The 14,716-nt window shown below is 62.6% G+C and carries 16 protein-coding genes and 1 tRNA gene; 10 read left to right on the top strand and 7 right to left on the bottom strand.

Translation table 11 applies throughout. The annotated features are described in order from the left end of the window. The first annotated feature begins 12 nt into the window (after window positions 1-12). The 4 genes from pheT (at window position 13) to KVT32_RS06090 (ending at window position 3,584) form a co-directional block, all read left to right on the top strand. Complete coding sequence (pheT, locus tag KVT32_RS06075; RefSeq protein ID WP_217617823.1) at window positions 13-2,430, top strand: phenylalanine--tRNA ligase subunit beta; 2,418 nt, start codon at window positions 13-15, stop codon at window positions 2,428-2,430. A gap of 2 nt (window positions 2,431-2,432) precedes the next feature. After that, window positions 2,433-2,771: an integration host factor subunit alpha gene (locus KVT32_RS06080; RefSeq protein WP_081101104.1), complete on the top strand. Its 339-nt coding sequence runs from the start codon at window positions 2,433-2,435 to the stop codon at window positions 2,769-2,771. Between the two features lie 58 nt (window positions 2,772-2,829). Then, window positions 2,830-3,264, top strand: a complete 435-nt coding sequence (locus KVT32_RS06085; RefSeq protein ID WP_152383968.1) for a MerR family transcriptional regulator — start codon at window positions 2,830-2,832, stop codon at window positions 3,262-3,264. 243 nt (window positions 3,265-3,507) lie between these two features. Then, window positions 3,508-3,584: transfer RNA gene (locus KVT32_RS06090), tRNA-Pro, on the top strand. Window positions 3,585-3,697: 113 nt separating this feature from the next. On the opposite strand, the gene KVT32_RS06095 is transcribed toward KVT32_RS06090, so the two are convergent. Further along, window positions 3,698-5,536, bottom strand: coding sequence for an alkyl/aryl-sulfatase (locus KVT32_RS06095; RefSeq protein WP_254636781.1), 1,839 nt, complete (start codon window positions 5,534-5,536; stop codon window positions 3,698-3,700). 516 nt (window positions 5,537-6,052) lie between these two features. Here KVT32_RS06095 and KVT32_RS06100 point away from each other — a divergent pair. Then, a complete protein-coding gene (locus KVT32_RS06100) occupies window positions 6,053-7,054 on the top strand; it encodes a hypothetical protein (RefSeq protein WP_227741205.1) in 1,002 nt (333 codons plus the stop codon). 78 nt (window positions 7,055-7,132) lie between these two features. On the opposite strand, the gene KVT32_RS06105 is transcribed toward KVT32_RS06100, so the two are convergent. Beyond that, a complete protein-coding gene (locus KVT32_RS06105) occupies window positions 7,133-8,404 on the bottom strand; it encodes a putative Na+/H+ antiporter (protein ID WP_217617824.1) in 1,272 nt (423 codons plus the stop codon). 352 nt (window positions 8,405-8,756) lie between these two features. Between KVT32_RS06105 and KVT32_RS06110 the strand changes: the two genes are divergently transcribed. Then, entirely contained in the window at window positions 8,757-8,993 is a 237-nt protein-coding gene (locus KVT32_RS06110) for a hypothetical protein (RefSeq protein ID WP_217617825.1), read from the top strand. A gap of 182 nt (window positions 8,994-9,175) precedes the next feature. Here the strand turns inward: KVT32_RS06110 and KVT32_RS06115 are convergent, their stop codons facing one another. From KVT32_RS06115 to KVT32_RS06125, 3 genes are all read right to left on the bottom strand, one after another. After that, a complete protein-coding gene (locus KVT32_RS06115; RefSeq protein ID WP_217617826.1) occupies window positions 9,176-9,400 on the bottom strand; it encodes a CrpP-related protein in 225 nt (74 codons plus the stop codon). A gap of 121 nt (window positions 9,401-9,521) precedes the next feature. Next, window positions 9,522-9,830, bottom strand: coding sequence for a hypothetical protein (locus KVT32_RS06120; RefSeq protein WP_227741206.1), 309 nt, complete (start codon window positions 9,828-9,830; stop codon window positions 9,522-9,524). 148 nt (window positions 9,831-9,978) lie between these two features. Continuing rightward, window positions 9,979-10,221 (bottom strand): CrpP-related protein, encoded by a 243-nt coding sequence (locus KVT32_RS06125; protein WP_152383971.1) that lies wholly within the window; start codon window positions 10,219-10,221, stop codon window positions 9,979-9,981. Window positions 10,222-10,462: 241 nt separating this feature from the next. Here KVT32_RS06125 and KVT32_RS06130 point away from each other — a divergent pair, with 241 nt between their 5' ends. Both KVT32_RS06130 and KVT32_RS06135 read left to right on the top strand, forming a co-directional pair. Continuing rightward, window positions 10,463-11,377 (top strand): PhzF family phenazine biosynthesis protein, encoded by a 915-nt coding sequence (locus KVT32_RS06130; protein ID WP_217617827.1) that lies wholly within the window; start codon window positions 10,463-10,465, stop codon window positions 11,375-11,377. Between the two features lie 264 nt (window positions 11,378-11,641). Beyond that, window positions 11,642-12,076 (top strand): GNAT family acetyltransferase, encoded by a 435-nt coding sequence (locus KVT32_RS06135; protein ID WP_152383972.1) that lies wholly within the window; start codon window positions 11,642-11,644, stop codon window positions 12,074-12,076. Between the two features lie 104 nt (window positions 12,077-12,180). On the opposite strand, the gene KVT32_RS06140 is transcribed toward KVT32_RS06135, so the two are convergent. Next, a complete protein-coding gene (locus tag KVT32_RS06140; protein WP_056315919.1) occupies window positions 12,181-13,134 on the bottom strand; it encodes a succinylglutamate desuccinylase/aspartoacylase family protein in 954 nt (317 codons plus the stop codon). Window positions 13,135-13,464: 330 nt separating this feature from the next. Between KVT32_RS06140 and KVT32_RS06145 the strand changes: the two genes are divergently transcribed. After that, window positions 13,465-13,644, top strand: coding sequence for a hypothetical protein (locus tag KVT32_RS06145; RefSeq protein ID WP_227741207.1), 180 nt, complete (start codon window positions 13,465-13,467; stop codon window positions 13,642-13,644). Between the two features lie 100 nt (window positions 13,645-13,744). Beyond that, the gene (locus tag KVT32_RS06150) at window positions 13,745-14,341 is read left to right on the top strand and encodes a YSC84-related protein (protein WP_062841872.1); all 597 of its coding nucleotides are present in this window, start codon (window positions 13,745-13,747) and stop codon (window positions 14,339-14,341) included. A gap of 98 nt (window positions 14,342-14,439) precedes the next feature. On the opposite strand, the gene KVT32_RS06155 is transcribed toward KVT32_RS06150, so the two are convergent. Beyond that, window positions 14,440-14,673: a hypothetical protein gene (locus tag KVT32_RS06155; RefSeq protein ID WP_056315928.1), complete on the bottom strand. Its 234-nt coding sequence runs from the start codon at window positions 14,671-14,673 to the stop codon at window positions 14,440-14,442. Window positions 14,674-14,716 lie beyond the last annotated feature (43 nt).

Below are 14,716 nucleotides of genomic sequence, written 5' to 3' on the forward strand. Positions count from 1 at the left end.
AGACGGCTGATCATGCAATTTCCCGAATCCTGGCTGCGTACGCTGGTCAATCCTCCGATCGCAACCGATGAACTCGCGCACCGGCTCACGATGGCCGGCCTGGAAGTCGAAGAAACCGAACCCGCCGCGCCCGCCTTTTCCGGCGTGGTCGTCGCGCACATCGTCGAAATCGCCCCGCACCCGGACGCCGACAAGCTGCGCGTTTGCCAGGTCGACGACGGCTCGGGCGAACGCCTGCAGATCGTGTGTGGCGCGCCCAACGCGGCCGCCGGCCTGAAGGTGCCGCTCGCCCGCGTGGGCGCGGAATTGCCCGGCGGCATGAAGATCGGCGTGGCCAAGATGCGCGGCGTGCAGTCCTCCGGCATGCTGTGCTCGGCGCGCGAACTGGGGCTGTCGCAAGACCACGCGGGCCTCCTGGAACTGCCCGCGGACATGGTCCCCGGCCAATCCATCCGCGAAGCGCTGGACCTGGACGACACGCTGTTCACGCTTAAGCTGACGCCCAACCGCGCCGACTGCCTGTCGATTTTGGGCGTGGCGCGCGAAGTGGCCGCGCTGACCGGCGCGCCGCTGTCGGTGCCGACGGCCGCTGCCGTGCCCGTCACGCTCGATGAGCGCCTGCCCGTCAAGATCGAAGCGCCCGACCTGTGCGGTCGTTTCAGCGGCCGCGTCATTCGCGGCGTGAACGCGCGCGCAGCCACGCCCGAGTGGATGAAGACGCGCCTTGAGCGCGCCGGCCAGCGCTCGCTGTCCGCGTTGGTCGACATCTCCAACTACGTCATGCTTGAACTCGGCCGCCCGTCGCACGTGTTCGATCTGGACAAGATCGGCGGCGACATCAGCGTGCGCTGGGCGCGTGAAGGCGAAACGCTTGAACTCTTGAACGGCCAGACCGTCACGCTCGATCCGAAGGTCGGCGTCGTCGTCGCGGGCGATCAGGTCGAAAGCCTGGCCGGCATCATGGGCGGCGAAGCCACCTCGGTGACGCTGGACACGCAGAACATCTATCTCGAAGCCGCATTCTGGTGGCCGCAAGCCATTGCCGGCCGTGCTCGCCGCTTCAAGTTCAGCTCCGAGGCCAGCCACCGCTTCGAACGCGGCGTGGACTACGCCAGCATTCCCGAGCACATTGAATTCATCACCCGCCTCATCGTCGACATCTGCGGCGGCCAGGTGGGTCCCATCGACGACCAGATCGTCAATCTGCCGCAGCGTCCGCCGGTGCGCATGCGCCTGGCGCGCTGCCATCGCGTGCTGGGCGTGCCGGTCACGCGTGAGCAGGTTGCAACCATTTTCGGCAGCCTGGGCCTGGACTACGCGGTCGAGGGCGACGACTTCATCGTCAACCCGCCGTCGTACCGTTTCGATCTGGAAATCGAAGAAGACCTGATCGAGGAAGTGGCTCGCATCTACGGTTTTGAAAGCATCCCCGACGTGCCGCCGATGGCGCGCGCCAAGATGTTCTCGCAGCCCGAAGTGCGACGCGGCGCGCATGCGCTTCGCCGTCTTGCGGCCGCGCAGGACTACCAGGAAGTCGTCAACTACAGCTTCGTCGAAGCCGACTGGGAACGCGATTTCGCGGGCAACGACAACCCCGTGCGGCTTGTGAACCCGATCGCCAGCCATCTGTCGGTCATGCGTTCCAGCCTGATCGGCGGCCTGGTCGCCAACATCCGTCACAACGCCAACCGCAAGCAGTCGCGCGTTCGCCTGTTCGAACTGGGACGCGTGTTTTTCCGCGATGCGTCGGCCGAGGACGGTCCGCTGCAAGTGGCGGGCGTGCGCCAGCCCATGAAGCTCGCGGGCGCAGCCTGGGGCCCGGCGGCCGAAGAACAGTGGGGCGTGCCCACGCGCCAGGTGGACTTCTTTGACGTCAAGATGGACGTCGAGTCGTTGTTCGGCGCACGCGGCCGCCGCCTGCGCTTCGAGGCTGCGGCGCATCCGGCGCTGCATCCCGGCCGTGGCGCGCGCGTCATGCTGGACGGCAAGCATGTGGGCTGGATCGGCGAATTGCATCCGCGCTGGGCGCAACAGGCCGACCTGGCGCATGCGCCGGTGGTCTTCGAGCTGGACGTGGACGCGCTGTCGGAAGGCGAATTGCCGCAGGTGCGCGAGCTCTCGCGCCAACCCGTGGTGGTGCGCGACCTGGCGCTGTGGGTCGACGAGGACGTGACCGTCCAATCCATGCTCGATACCGTCGCCAAGGCCGTCAAGGCCGATGCGCAACTGGCCGTTGTGCAGGATGCGCGCGTGTTCGACGTGTGGCGCGACAAGGCGCAGGGCAGCGAACCGGTCGCCGAGAAAAGCCTTGCGTTCCGTTTCTGGCTACAGGACACTGAGGTCACTTTGGACGAAGCCCGCGTGGCCGACTGCCTCGCGCGCATCAAGGAAGCCCTGGTTGCCGCGCACGGCGCGCGCCAACGTGGCTGAACATGGGGACCAGTATGCTTGCCGAGCAACGCACCCTCACCAAGGCCGAGCTGGCCGAGCTGCTTTTCGAGCGGGTCGGCCTGAACAAGCGCGAAGCCAAGGACATCGTCGATACGTTCTTCGAGGAAATCCGCGACGCCCTGGCGCGCGGTGATTCCGTCAAGCTCTCGGGTTTCGGCAACTTCCAGGTGCGCGACAAACCGCCGCGTCCTGGCCGCAACCCGAAGACCGGAGAAACCATCCCCATCGCGGCGCGGCGTGTCGTCACCTTCCACGCCAGCCAGAAACTCAAGAGCGTGGTCGAGCAGGCCGTTCCTACAACGCCCGACGCCGCGGAGTGATACGCTTTGTCGGTAATTGTTATCGGCGCACCACGCATCGCGCGCATAAAATCCGCTTATGACACGTACTGAATCCACCGTTACCTTACCGCCCATTCCCGCCAAGCGTTACTTCACCATCGGCGAAGTCAGCGACCTGTGTGGCGTCAAGCCTCATGTGTTGCGGTACTGGGAACAGGAATTCACTCAGCTCAAGCCCGTGAAGCGCCGCGGCAACCGCCGCTATTATCAGCACCACGAAGTGCTGCTCATCCGCCGCATCCGTTCGCTGCTTTACGAACAAGGCTTCACGATCAGCGGCGCGCGCAATCGCCTGGGCGATGCGCGCGACGTGCCGCACGACCAGGACGCTGCCGTGCGCCTGTCGGGCACCGAGATGCAGTCGCTGCGCGCGGAACTCGGCAACGTGTCGGCGATGCTCGCCGAAGCCTTGGGAACGACGGTCACCAAGCCCGCCGCTGCTGCGACGACGCAGACCGCGCCCACTGCCTGAGCCGTTTCCTTCGCGACGCATCGGTTGCAATCCAGACTTTGATTTCGGTACCCACGACGCGCGGCCGCCTTCATGGCAGCGCGCGTCGCAGCTAGTCGTGCCTTGCGCTTCGCGCGCGCCGCTTCATCACTTTGCACTGATGTGAACGGCGAACGCAAAGCGCAAAATTTTTTCCGGTATTCAGCACTTTTTTTACACCAATGCGTGCAAACATTTTTTAGTTCTGCTATACTCTTTTTCTTTCGGGGCGTAGCGCAGCCTGGTAGCGCACTTGCATGGGGTGCAAGGGGTCGCGAGTTCGAATCCCGCCGTCCCGACCAGTAGTTCCAAGGCCGTTAGTGAGAAATCACTAACGGCCTTTCTCATTGGTCTTGCGATCAAGTCGGCTATCTGCCAATAACCGCGACCTAAGACTTCAACTTAAGACCTCGTCCTATGGTGTCACGATGTTGAACCAGAACTCGAAGTTGTCCAGGGACGCAAACATGTCCGTGATTTTCTGCTGATCGCCGCTGACTTTTACGTCACCCTTGGCCAGCGCGTCCTTGAGCGTCATCTCCTTTAGCATCATCCGGTTGAGCGTTTCCCGGCTGAGCGACATGCTGGCTGTTGGCTCCTTGGCCTGCTTGCCTTCGGTGTGATTGAGCACGCTGTTCACCATCTCGAGCGTGTATTTCTGGTCGGTGTCGGTGAAATCAAGGTTCAGCACCACGTGCTTGCCTGCGGCTTTCTCACGATTTATCCGAACCGCGAAATAATCGAACAGCATGTCCAGCGTCATCGCGCGCACGGTGTCCGGGCTGGCGGTGTCGGGGACAGGCAGTTTCTGCACGCCTTCGCGCAGTTCCTTTGCCCCGGTCAGGTAGAAATTGCGCCATGGGCCGCTCTCGGCCTGGTAGCCCATCTGCTCCAGGGCGTCGGCCTGCAGGTTCTTGGCTTCCTGGTTGTCGGGCTCGGCAAAGACCGCGTAGTTCACAACTTCGGCTACCCAGCGGTAATCGCCCTTCTTGTAATACTCGCGCGCCTTGGAAAGGATGGCTGGAACGCCGCCCATCATGTCAACGTAGCGCTTGGAGGCCTCCTGGATGGGTAATGTGTGCAGGGTGGCGGGGTTGCCGTTGAACCAGCCTAGATACAGGACGTATGTGGCGCGGACGTTGTGGTTCACCGATCCGTAGTAGCCGCGGTTGGAGAACTTCGTGGCGATCGCCTCCGGCAGCTTGACCTGCTCCGCGATCTCTTCCTTGTTGTAGCCCATGTTGGCCAGGCGCAGCGTCTCGTCGTTGATGTAGCGGTACATGTCTCGCTGCAGGCCCAGCTGCTCCTGAACCTCCTTCTTGCCCCACACCGGCCAGTGGTGCATGGCGTACATGACTTCGACGTCGTCGCCCCACAGAGCCAGCGCCTCGTTCAGGTACTTCGACCAAGCCAGCGGGTCGCGGATCTTGGCGCCGCGCAGAGAATAGGTGTTGTGCAGCGTGTGGGTGGAGTCTTCGGCCGTGTTCAGGGCTTTCTTCTCCTTGATGTAATACAGCATCTCGGCAGGCGCTTCGCTACCGGGTGCGTACAGGAATTCATAGGTGAGCCCATCAATCGTGCGCGTCTCGCCCGTCTTCTCGATGATGTCCGTAGGCGGGATCAAGGTCACCGTGCCGGCTGAGGTCGTCGTGCCCAACCCCGCGCCCACTTGTCCCGTCGCGCTGGGCGGCAGGAGGTTGCCGTACATGTAGCTTGCGCGTCGGCTCATGGCGGTGCCGGCCATGACGTTTTCCGCGACGGCATGTTCCAGAAACCCAAGCGGCGCGTAGATCTTGACGGTCCCGGCCTTCATGTCCACTTCATCCACCACCCCTCGTACGCCGCCGTAGTGATCGACGTGGCTGTGCGTGTAGATCACCGCGACCACGGGCTTCTTTGGACGATGCTGGAAATAGAGATCCAACGCAGCTTTCGCGGTTTCGGTGGAGATGAGCGGATCCATGATCGTGAGGCCGTCCTTGCCCTCGACGATGGTCATGTTGGACAGGTCGTAATTGCGAACCTGGTAAATCCCGTCCATCACCTTGAACAGACCCGAAATATTCAGCAGTTGCGACTGCCGCCACAGGCTGGGATTGACGGTGTCGGGCGCAGGCGCACCTTCCTTGATGAAGTCATACTTGGTCGGATCCCAGACCAGGTTGCCTTGTTCGCCCTTGATCATCCCGGAAGGAAGGGGGGCGATGAATCCCTTGTGCGCCAGTTCGAAGGAGGTCTTGTCGGAAAAGGGCAACTCCTGAAGGAGCGCGGCGTTGGCGTCCTTGGTGGCCTGTTCCGCGGGGCTTGGGCGCTGATGCGGCCCACGCCGGGGGGGCGAATGCCAGTATGACTGCCGTGGTGATTGTGCTGATCCTTAAAGGCTGGCTGCGTGCTACTCGGGCGGAACATCTCCGTGCTGCTGAAGACGGGGAAAGGATGTTCATACTGGAAGTGAGCTTCATAACGACTTCTCTCCATGTATCGAGGCAGATTCACGCCGGCGGCGCGCCGGAAGAAACGGACGGCAGGTATCGAGTCGTGCGGGTGTCCTGAAGGAGGGGGAGGCGGCCTTGCCCGGAAAATGGGTGGGCGAGGGAATTTCATGACCGAAATCGCGTGCGGTGCAGCGGTTTACAGCTTTGTGGTGCAGGCGCAACGCGCGCCAGCAGGATGCGGGAGGCGCCTTTGTTTTTCGCGCCAATTGCGTGATATTCGAACGAATCCGACCGTATGGCAAGGTGCCAAATCATGTTGGCCATGGAGAACGAGCATGTTCAACATACGCGCATTTGGGTTGCGATACGCTCCCTGGCCGCTGCGCAGCGGCAGTGTGCCGGGGTGCCTCGTGATAGGGCTCGCGTGTCTGGCGGGTGCCGAGGCCTCGGCCCAATCAACCCTTCGGTTGAGTCACGATGATCTACAGAAGCGTGCCAATGGGGTATTGGCGCTTATGTCTTTTTCCATCGTGCCAGACATTACGACAAGTTCGTTGTCCATTGGCAGCGCCGGTGCTTCCACCACGGGCTCAACCGAGTTTTTCATGACGCAGTTGGGTGGGGGCGACACGATCTCTGATTCCGTCCCTATCTACCTTGAAGGCGTGCTGGCCGGCAGCCGCTACGACCCCACCTTCATTGCGACCCAAGGCGCGGAGCAACGCCGCATCCCAACCAAGTGGAACAGTGTGTCGGCTACCGGCGGGATCGGTTGGGACTTCAAACTGACCGATGAACTGAAGCTGCGCCCCATCTTCAATGTCGCGTTGGGCAACGTCACGAGCGACTTGCGCGCGGCCAGTTGGTACGTGGGACAGCGCACGGGCAGGGATGTCGACTTTCTCGATCGTGGATCATTGAACGCGTACGGGTTGGGCGGGTCATTGATGTTGGACTACGAACATTACCGCCCGGGCTATGAGGTGGACGTGGAATTGCGGTACTCCGACATCCGCTTGAAGAGCTTCGACAGCTCGTCTGCGGTGCAGGGCAGCGCGGTGGCCCAGTCCGCCAATTTGTGGGCGCGCTACCGGGCCCCTACGGGTATCACCATGCTGCAGCGCCCATTGCGATATGTTCTGGAGCTTACCCATTCGGAGTTTCTAGGGGACCAGCGCGGCGCCCTGGGCTTTGACCGGCTGACGGCACTGGGCGCGGGTCTGGAGCTGGACTCTAGCGCCTATGACGTGTTCATCACGCGCACGAGGCTGGTCGGAAGATACGTGTTCGGCACCAATGTGTCGGGCTTCTCGGTCGGGCTGGCGGTGAGCTTTTGATGCGTAAACTCGGCATGTACCCGGCGCAGTGACTTTTGCAGGGGCACGCCTGAAGTCTTGGCACACGCGTTCTTCCCGCTACAGCAAAAGCAACGCACCCGCCGCAACTGCCGTGGGACCCAACGCGCCAAGCAGCAGTCCGCCGATGCTGATGGTCTCGTCTGAAAAGCCGCGCTTTAGCAGCGCCACGCCCGCAGGATTGGGGGCGTTTGCGATGACCGTCAAGCCGCCGCCGGCGACGGCGCCCGCCACCAGCATGTATTTCGATTCGTCGGAGATGCCGTCGATCAGCGAGCCCAGATAGGTCAGTGCGGCGTTGTCGGTGATCGCGGTGAGCGCCAGGGATCCGAAGAATAGTGCGATGGGTTCCAGGCTGGAGACGATGGGCTGCAGCCACCACGCCTGCATGCCTCCCAGGATGACGAGGCCGGCCAGGAAGAAGCCAACGAGCAGCGCCTCTTTGAGAATCAGCGGATTCTGATGCCGCTCATAGGCTTGCGTGAATCCCAGGAACATCAGGAACAGGCCGAGAAACGCGACGGGATGGTGCGCCAGGGCAACGACCGCGGCCAGCACGACCAGGTGAACGATGACCACGGTGATCGGCACGGGAGGGCGCTCGGACCGGGTCATGCTTTCGGCCGGCAGTTGAAGCATATACTTGCGCATCATGAACGTGGCCACGGTGGCGTTCACGACCACGGCAATGGCGGCTTTCCAGCCGAAGGTGGCCAGCATGAATGCCGAGTCCCAATTCCAGGTGGCGGCGACCATCAGAACGGGGGGCGCCGCGTAGGCGGTCAGTGTTCCCCCGATCGAAATGTTGACGAACAGCACGCCAAGCGCGAAGTACTTGGGAACGGCGGGAACCGACGGCCGAAACAATTGCGGGGCAAGCATGAGGGCCGCAATGGTCATGGCGGCCGGCTCTGTGATCAGGGATCCCATCAGCGGAACCGCGGCAAGGCCCAGCCACGCGGTGGCGACGGAGGTATGGAAAGGCAGGTTCTTTGCGATCAGGTTGACGGCGACCATGACCGTTTGGAGGACCGGGCGGGATGCCGCCACGACCATGACCACAAATACGAAGAGCGGTTCGGTGTAGTTGCGAGACTCGGCGTAGGCGAGCGCTTGATCTCCACCGGCGGCTATCGCCATGACGATCAGAAGCACAAAGGCCCAAAAGCCGAAGACGATCTCGACTTCGCCGAGCAGGTGAAACAGGCCGGCGTGGCGGGGATAGCGGTGGGAGAGCCGCTCGAACTGTTTGACCGTGAAGGTGTGGATCAGCGCCAATGCAAAGATGATGGCGGCTGCGATGTCGAGGGCATGGGGGATGCTGGGCTGCATGGACGCGCGGGCTCCTGCGTGGCGGCCCGACCAGCGCGTTGACCTGCCAGCGCGAAGGAATACGCCTGACACCCAGCCGGGTAGTGTATCTCGATCGCGGATTTCGGCCTACCCCATCGCCATGGCCGCTGCGGGACACGATCGCGACGATTGATGTATTTCAAGCGGCGGGACGAGGATTCATATTGTTCCTATCGACATACCTTTTGTATTTCCGGATATTGGCCAGGTTATCAATCGACGGGGGGGATCGAATGGTCCAACGGTCAATCGCAGGCATTGTTCTTGAGGCTGAAGCAGTCGGCGCTCTTGCGAAGGCGCTGGCTGTGCCGCGTCACTTCAGGAGTTAGCGATGCGCTGCAAAGGGCTGGCCGGGCGGTTGTTCAGTCACGACTTCCGGCCGGTGTTTGATACCGCGGCGGTCGATACCGCGGCGGTTGGCACCGCGCCGCCGAAGGCGAAAGCATTGATGGCAGGGCCGTCTCGTGACTCGAACAACGTCGTGGGCGCAACGTCATTGACGGGCGATCGCTTTTACAACGGCCATGTATGCGTGCGCTGCGGGTACAAGATCATCCGGGAACTGTGATGCGCTCGCGCAGCAAGCGCGCTTGCCGGGGACAGCGCGGAGAAATTGAAGCGGCGGAAAGGGCCGCAGCGGCTAGAGGGAGGGAGTGTGCGGAGCCGCCCTCTGCTTGATCGAATGACAATCACGCCGCTGCGGCAATCAGGGTCCAGCAAACCCCGTTCCCGCCAGCGGGCCAGACTTGCTTAGTCCAGCGATTGTTGCAATAACCGGCGGCGGCAAAGCTCGGCAAGGCGGGCTTCGTTTTCCTGATGCCAGCCGGCCTGCCACGAGGCCAATCTGGCGCGCCAACCAGGTAAAGATTCGCCGGTATGGCTGGGCATGTTGGTTTCTTTCATGAGGGGGCAGGCAGATAGCGGCACCCCATATCTGGCGGCTTCCTGGCCGGCTCTGTGAACGGGGTCATCCATTCGCGCCTCCTCGTGGGAAAGGTCCTGAGCCAAAAGATGAGCGCGATCGCCATCCTTGTCCAGAAAAGTTACGCGCAGAAATAGCGGGATGGATCATCGTCCGCACGGCCTTGCCGCGCGGCTACAGATGCACCCACTGCATCCACCACCCCTGGTAATAGCGCCTGCCGTCGATTTCCTCGAAGCCGCAGACCATCATGCCGCGATCGGATCCGAAGGTGAGCAGTTCGGGCTCGAGCAGATCGGGGATAGGGCCTTTCTGCGACGCGCCGAACTTGGCCAGGGTGTCCAGCGTCATGACGCTGATGTAGCGGCGCATGTCCTCGCGCATGATGGAATACATGCGGACCGTCCCGGTCACTGCAGGGGCGGGATCGTTGTCGTGGCGCTTCCGGCCCAGGATGTGGGTTCGGATGACGGTGCATCGCATGATGAAACTAAAAATACTGTATGAATGTACAGTATATGTCGATAAAAAACGGGGCCGATTCACTTATCCCGGTTTCGTATCTGCACCGCGACATTTGCTTGCCATGCCAAATGCAAAGCGCCCCGGAGGCGGGGCGCATGTCAACGAGTCAATTGCAAAGCCGCGCCATCGCGCGCGGCACATAGCGGAAACGGCCGCCAGGGGGCGCTTGGCCGCCGCCCGTGGCCTCCATCCATCCGGCTTCCCAGGCTTCGACCTTGTCGCTCCACTCGGAGATCGATTCGCCGGTATGGCCCGGCATGGCGGCGGCCCGATAGAACGGGCAATCCCACAAGGTCAAACCGTCTCGCGCAGCTTGTGCGCCCAGCTTTTGGATGTCTTCGCGTTGCATTGCAACCTCCTCCAAAAGTAGTTGGTCGGGACGCAAAGTATTCCGCAGCGACCTGTGATTTTCAATAGTGATGGCGCACCAAGCGGGGCGGTGCGGCCGTCATGCCGGCCACGTCTTCCTTGGCGTCGAAAGGCGTCTGTTATGCGTGCAATTTCGCGGCTCTGTGCCTTTTCACGTTCGCGCCGCGGCACGCACAATCTGGGCTTGCCGCCCGTGTCGGGTGGATCTTGAGGATGTTTGGATGCGCTACCGCTACGTGACGGCCGATGTGTTCACCGGCCATGCTTACCTCGGCAATCCGCTGGCTGTCGTGCTGGACGCGCAGGGTCTGGACGCGCGCCAGATGCAGCGGATCGCACGCGAATTCAACTATTCGGAAACCAGCTTCGTGATGCCGCCGCAAGACCGTGCCCATACCGCGCACGTGCGCATCTTCACGCCGGATCGCGAGGTGCCGTTTGCTGGCCATCCGAATGTGGGCACTGCGGTCGTGCTGGCGCGCGAGCAGATCGCGGCCGGGTTGCCGGCGCCGCAGGCGTTCGTGTTCGAGGAAGAAGCTGGCCTGGTGCGCATTGCGTTGACATACGGGGAGCACGGCCTGCAGGGTGCGCAGCTGCGCGCGCCGCAGCCGCTGTCGCGCGGCAGCGAGGCGCCGTTGGACGCGGTGGCCAGGGCGCTGCGTCTGGATTGCGCGGACATCATGGTGTCAACGCACGCGCCGATGGTGGCGTCGGTGGGCTTGCCGTTTTTGGTGGTGCAGGTTGCCAGCCGCGACGCGCTGCGCCGCGCGTCGCCCGATGCGGCGGGATACGCGGCCTTGATGCCGCAACTGGGCGCGAAGTCCATCTATGTCTACACCACCGACACGGCAAGCGAGGCGATGGATGCGCCCACCGATATCCAGGCGCGGATGCTGACGAGCCGCATGACCGAAGACCCCGCCACGGGCAGTGCGACGGCGGTCGTCACGGCGCTGCGCGCCTCGCTTGCGGGCAAGGGCGCCCTGCGGCTGCGCGTGGGGCAGGGCGTTGACATGGGACGTGCAAGCCTGTTGCTGGCGCATGCGGAGCCGCTGGACGACGGCGTGTGGGCCAACGTGGCCGGACAGGTGGTGGTGGTGATGGAAGGCACATTGCCCGCGCCCGCGACCGATTGACAAGGCGGTGCGGGGTTTGCGGGCGGCAGGGCGCCTCGTGTAAGCTGCAGCGCATGAACGCACCGCACATCGCTGCCGCATCGCGCGCAGATTTCCGACGAATCACTCGACGTCCCCGTTGAGTGGCTAGCCGTGTTCGGGCGCCGGTTATGCGGCGCTTATCCCAGAAGGCCACGATACCCCTCGTGGCCTTTTTTGTTTGATTGCGTTTTGCATCCGGGGCGTATCGCAAGGCCTTCGTTCTTTCATCACAAGGAATGAAGCATGTCTCAGCAAGACCTCGCCATTCGGCCGTTTCAGGCATCCGACGAAACCGCGCTGATCGCGTTGTGGCAAGCCTGCGGGCTGACACGGCCGTGGAACGATCCGCGCAAGGACATCGCGCGCAAGTTGACGGTGCAGTCCGATCTCTTTCTGGTGGGTGAATTGGATGGCGCCATTGTCGCGACGGTGATGGGCGGCTACGACGGCCATCGTGGCTGGATCAATTATCTGGCCGTTTCGCCCCTGCATAGGCGGCGCCACTTCGCCTCGGCGCTGATGCGGGCGGTCGAGCGCAAGCTGCTTGAGATGGGGTGCCCGAAGATCAATCTGCTGATCCGTTCCGAGAACGTCGCGGTGAAGCGCTTCTACGACAGCCTGGGCTTTCAGGAGGACGCGGTGATCAGCATGGGCAAGCGCCTGATTCCGGATCTTTGAGGATTCGGCGGGCATCAGGCGCAAGGCGCTTGATGCCCGGTATGCGCGGCGAGCCGGGCGCATGCGTGCGGCGCCCGCGTCGCTTGGTCACGCGATGTCAGGCGTCAGATCGCCTGCGTCAGATACACGGCTTCGCGGCCCACGATGGGCATGCGCGTGGGCATGAAGATCGTGCAAGCATCGCACGGGGAGCGGATTTCTTCCGTGCCATTCATGGCAATCAGTTCGCCCTTGTCGAAGGTCTCAAAGCCAATCACCGGACGCGTGAAGGTGAAGTCCTCGGACTTCACCATGTGGACCTCCAGCAGGCGATAGCGCTGCGGGGTGGGCGGGGCCGGCGTGCCGGCCGGCGTGTCGATGAGGCCCAGATGCGCGAGAAAGCGCAAGGTGACGTCGGTGGCGAGTTCGGCCGCGGAACGCGAAAAATGCTGGCCGCATTCGACAACGAGCGCACCGCCACTGTCGGACAGCGGGTCGCCATGATGGCCGTAGCCCATGACCCCGGTGCCCGGAAACTTGTCTTGCGGCATGACCAGGTGCACCTGCGGCGAGCCGACTGCAGCGGCCAGCGCGGTGTTGCGGTCCATCTCGTTGTAGACCCAGAAGGGTTGCACCGGGGCGCGCGTGGAATGGATGTCCAGCACGAAGTCGGCGGCGTCCAGGACAGGGCGCATCTCGCGGGCGCGGCGCAGTTCCGGGCTGTCTTCCGCACCGTCCAGCATGGCGGCCGACCAGATGCGGTTCAGGTTGTGCACGAGCTGGCGGTTGTCGTAAGGTCTGTCGATGTCGAAAGCCTCGTAGGCCTCGACGTGCGCAAAGCTGACCGTCAAGGTGCCGATCTTCGGGCGCACACCGGTATCCAGCAGGTGGGTGGCTGCCACCATGCCACAGATCTCGTTGCCGTGCGTGATGGCGTTGATGAGCACGTGCGGCCCGGGCTTGCCGGAGTCGAAGCGATGAACGTAGGGGATGCCGGTGTTGCCCTCGCGATAGGCGGACAGGTCTCGCGGCAAGACTTCCAGCGGAGCGGTATCAGGTTCGAAGACGGGTTTGTTCATGGGGTCGATGGCAGGTTTGAATGTGAGCCGGTAGGGGCAATCAATTACGCGCAGCGCAGTGGCCTGACATTATGCGCCGGTTCGCCAATTCGGCGATGAGGGCAAAAATGCGGGTTTTTAGCGCTGATTTTTTCAACTTCAAGATGCCTTCGCACTAGGCGAATTAGTACTGTTTTACCCCTTAAAAACTCTGCTTTCCAAGCCTTTTTGTTTGGTGCATATTGCGGCCCGTTAGTCGGAATTCAGAGGTGCAGCATGAGCGGGTGGCCAGAGCGTCATATCAACGGTTTTCAAGTGCAGTGTGAAGTGGTGGACTTGGAAACTGGGGTTTTGGCCATCGAAATCATGGTCCGCCGGCAGGGCAACGAGGCCGCCGCGCAGCGGTGGTCGCTGCCCCGTTTCGTCACCTTCAACGATCCTGCCGCCGCGCGGCGTCATGCCGAGCTGGTGCTCTCGGGCATCCGGACCGTTGACGAGTTCACTGGCGAACCCCGATACGGAATTCTCTAGTGCTCGCTAGTGTTTTGTTTCGTTTATCACATTCATGTGTCTTGTCGGACGTGGAATGCCCGGTACAGTTGTTCATGCATGACAACAAAAGGAGAGTTCCATGTTTGACGCTTATCCCGTTCTGCGCCGCACCGGCATGGCGATTGCAATCGGCGCCGCCGGCGTTCTGTTTGCAGGCTGTACCACGACCACGCCTTCCAAGTCTCCGGCCGCTTCGACGGCAGAGCAGCGGCAATCGATGAACAGCGCGGCCAATGCCACGCTCGCCAAGCTGTATGAAGCCGCTCCCCAGTCCAAGGACCTGGTTGCGCGCGCCAAGGGCGTGCTGGTGTTCCCCGACGTGTTGAGCGGCAGCTTCATTGTCGGCGCCGAGCATGGCAAGGGCGTGCTGCGCGTGAACGGCGCGAATGCCGGCTACTACAGCACGACGGCGGGCTCGATCGGCTTCCAGGCCGGCGCGCAATCGAAGGCGATGATCCTGCTCTTCATGACGGATGACGCCTTGAACAAGTTCCGCAACAGCAGCGGCTGGACCGTTGGCGCGGACGCCACGGTGGCGGTGGTCAATATCGGCGCCAATGGCCGCATCGACACCAACACGGCCCAGCAGCCGGTCGTGGGCTTCGTCATGAACAATGGCGGTCTGATGGCTGGCGTGTCGCTCGCGGGCACCAAGATCTCGAAGCTGGATCGCTGATCGCGCAAGCGCCCAGTCAAAACGCCGCGGCATCAAGCCGCGGCGTTTTGTTTTGCTGCGGAGCAAGGCGGACCTGCTCCGCGGCCTTTGCCGGCCGGTCAGCCGATCACGTCATCGCTGTTTTTGAGGACGGCGGTTTCGCGATCGATTTCGGCTTGCTCGATGGCGGGGTCCAGACCGCGCCAGCGAAGGATGTGGCCGCGCTCTTCTTCGGGCTCCCAGCCCAGCATGCCGTAGCGCGTGATTTCAGTTTCGCCGGAGGCGAACTCCACTTCGAAGTAACCCTGACGATCGGGTAGCGTGTTGCCGGGGAACCAGTCGGTTTCGGGCATGGTGTGCTCCTTGCTAAGCGATGGGAGGGATGCTGGCGCCGGA

It is taken from the genome of Achromobacter sp. GbtcB20, assembly GCF_019091095.1.
Lineage (GTDB): Bacteria > Pseudomonadota > Gammaproteobacteria > Burkholderiales > Burkholderiaceae_B > Achromobacter > Achromobacter mucicolens.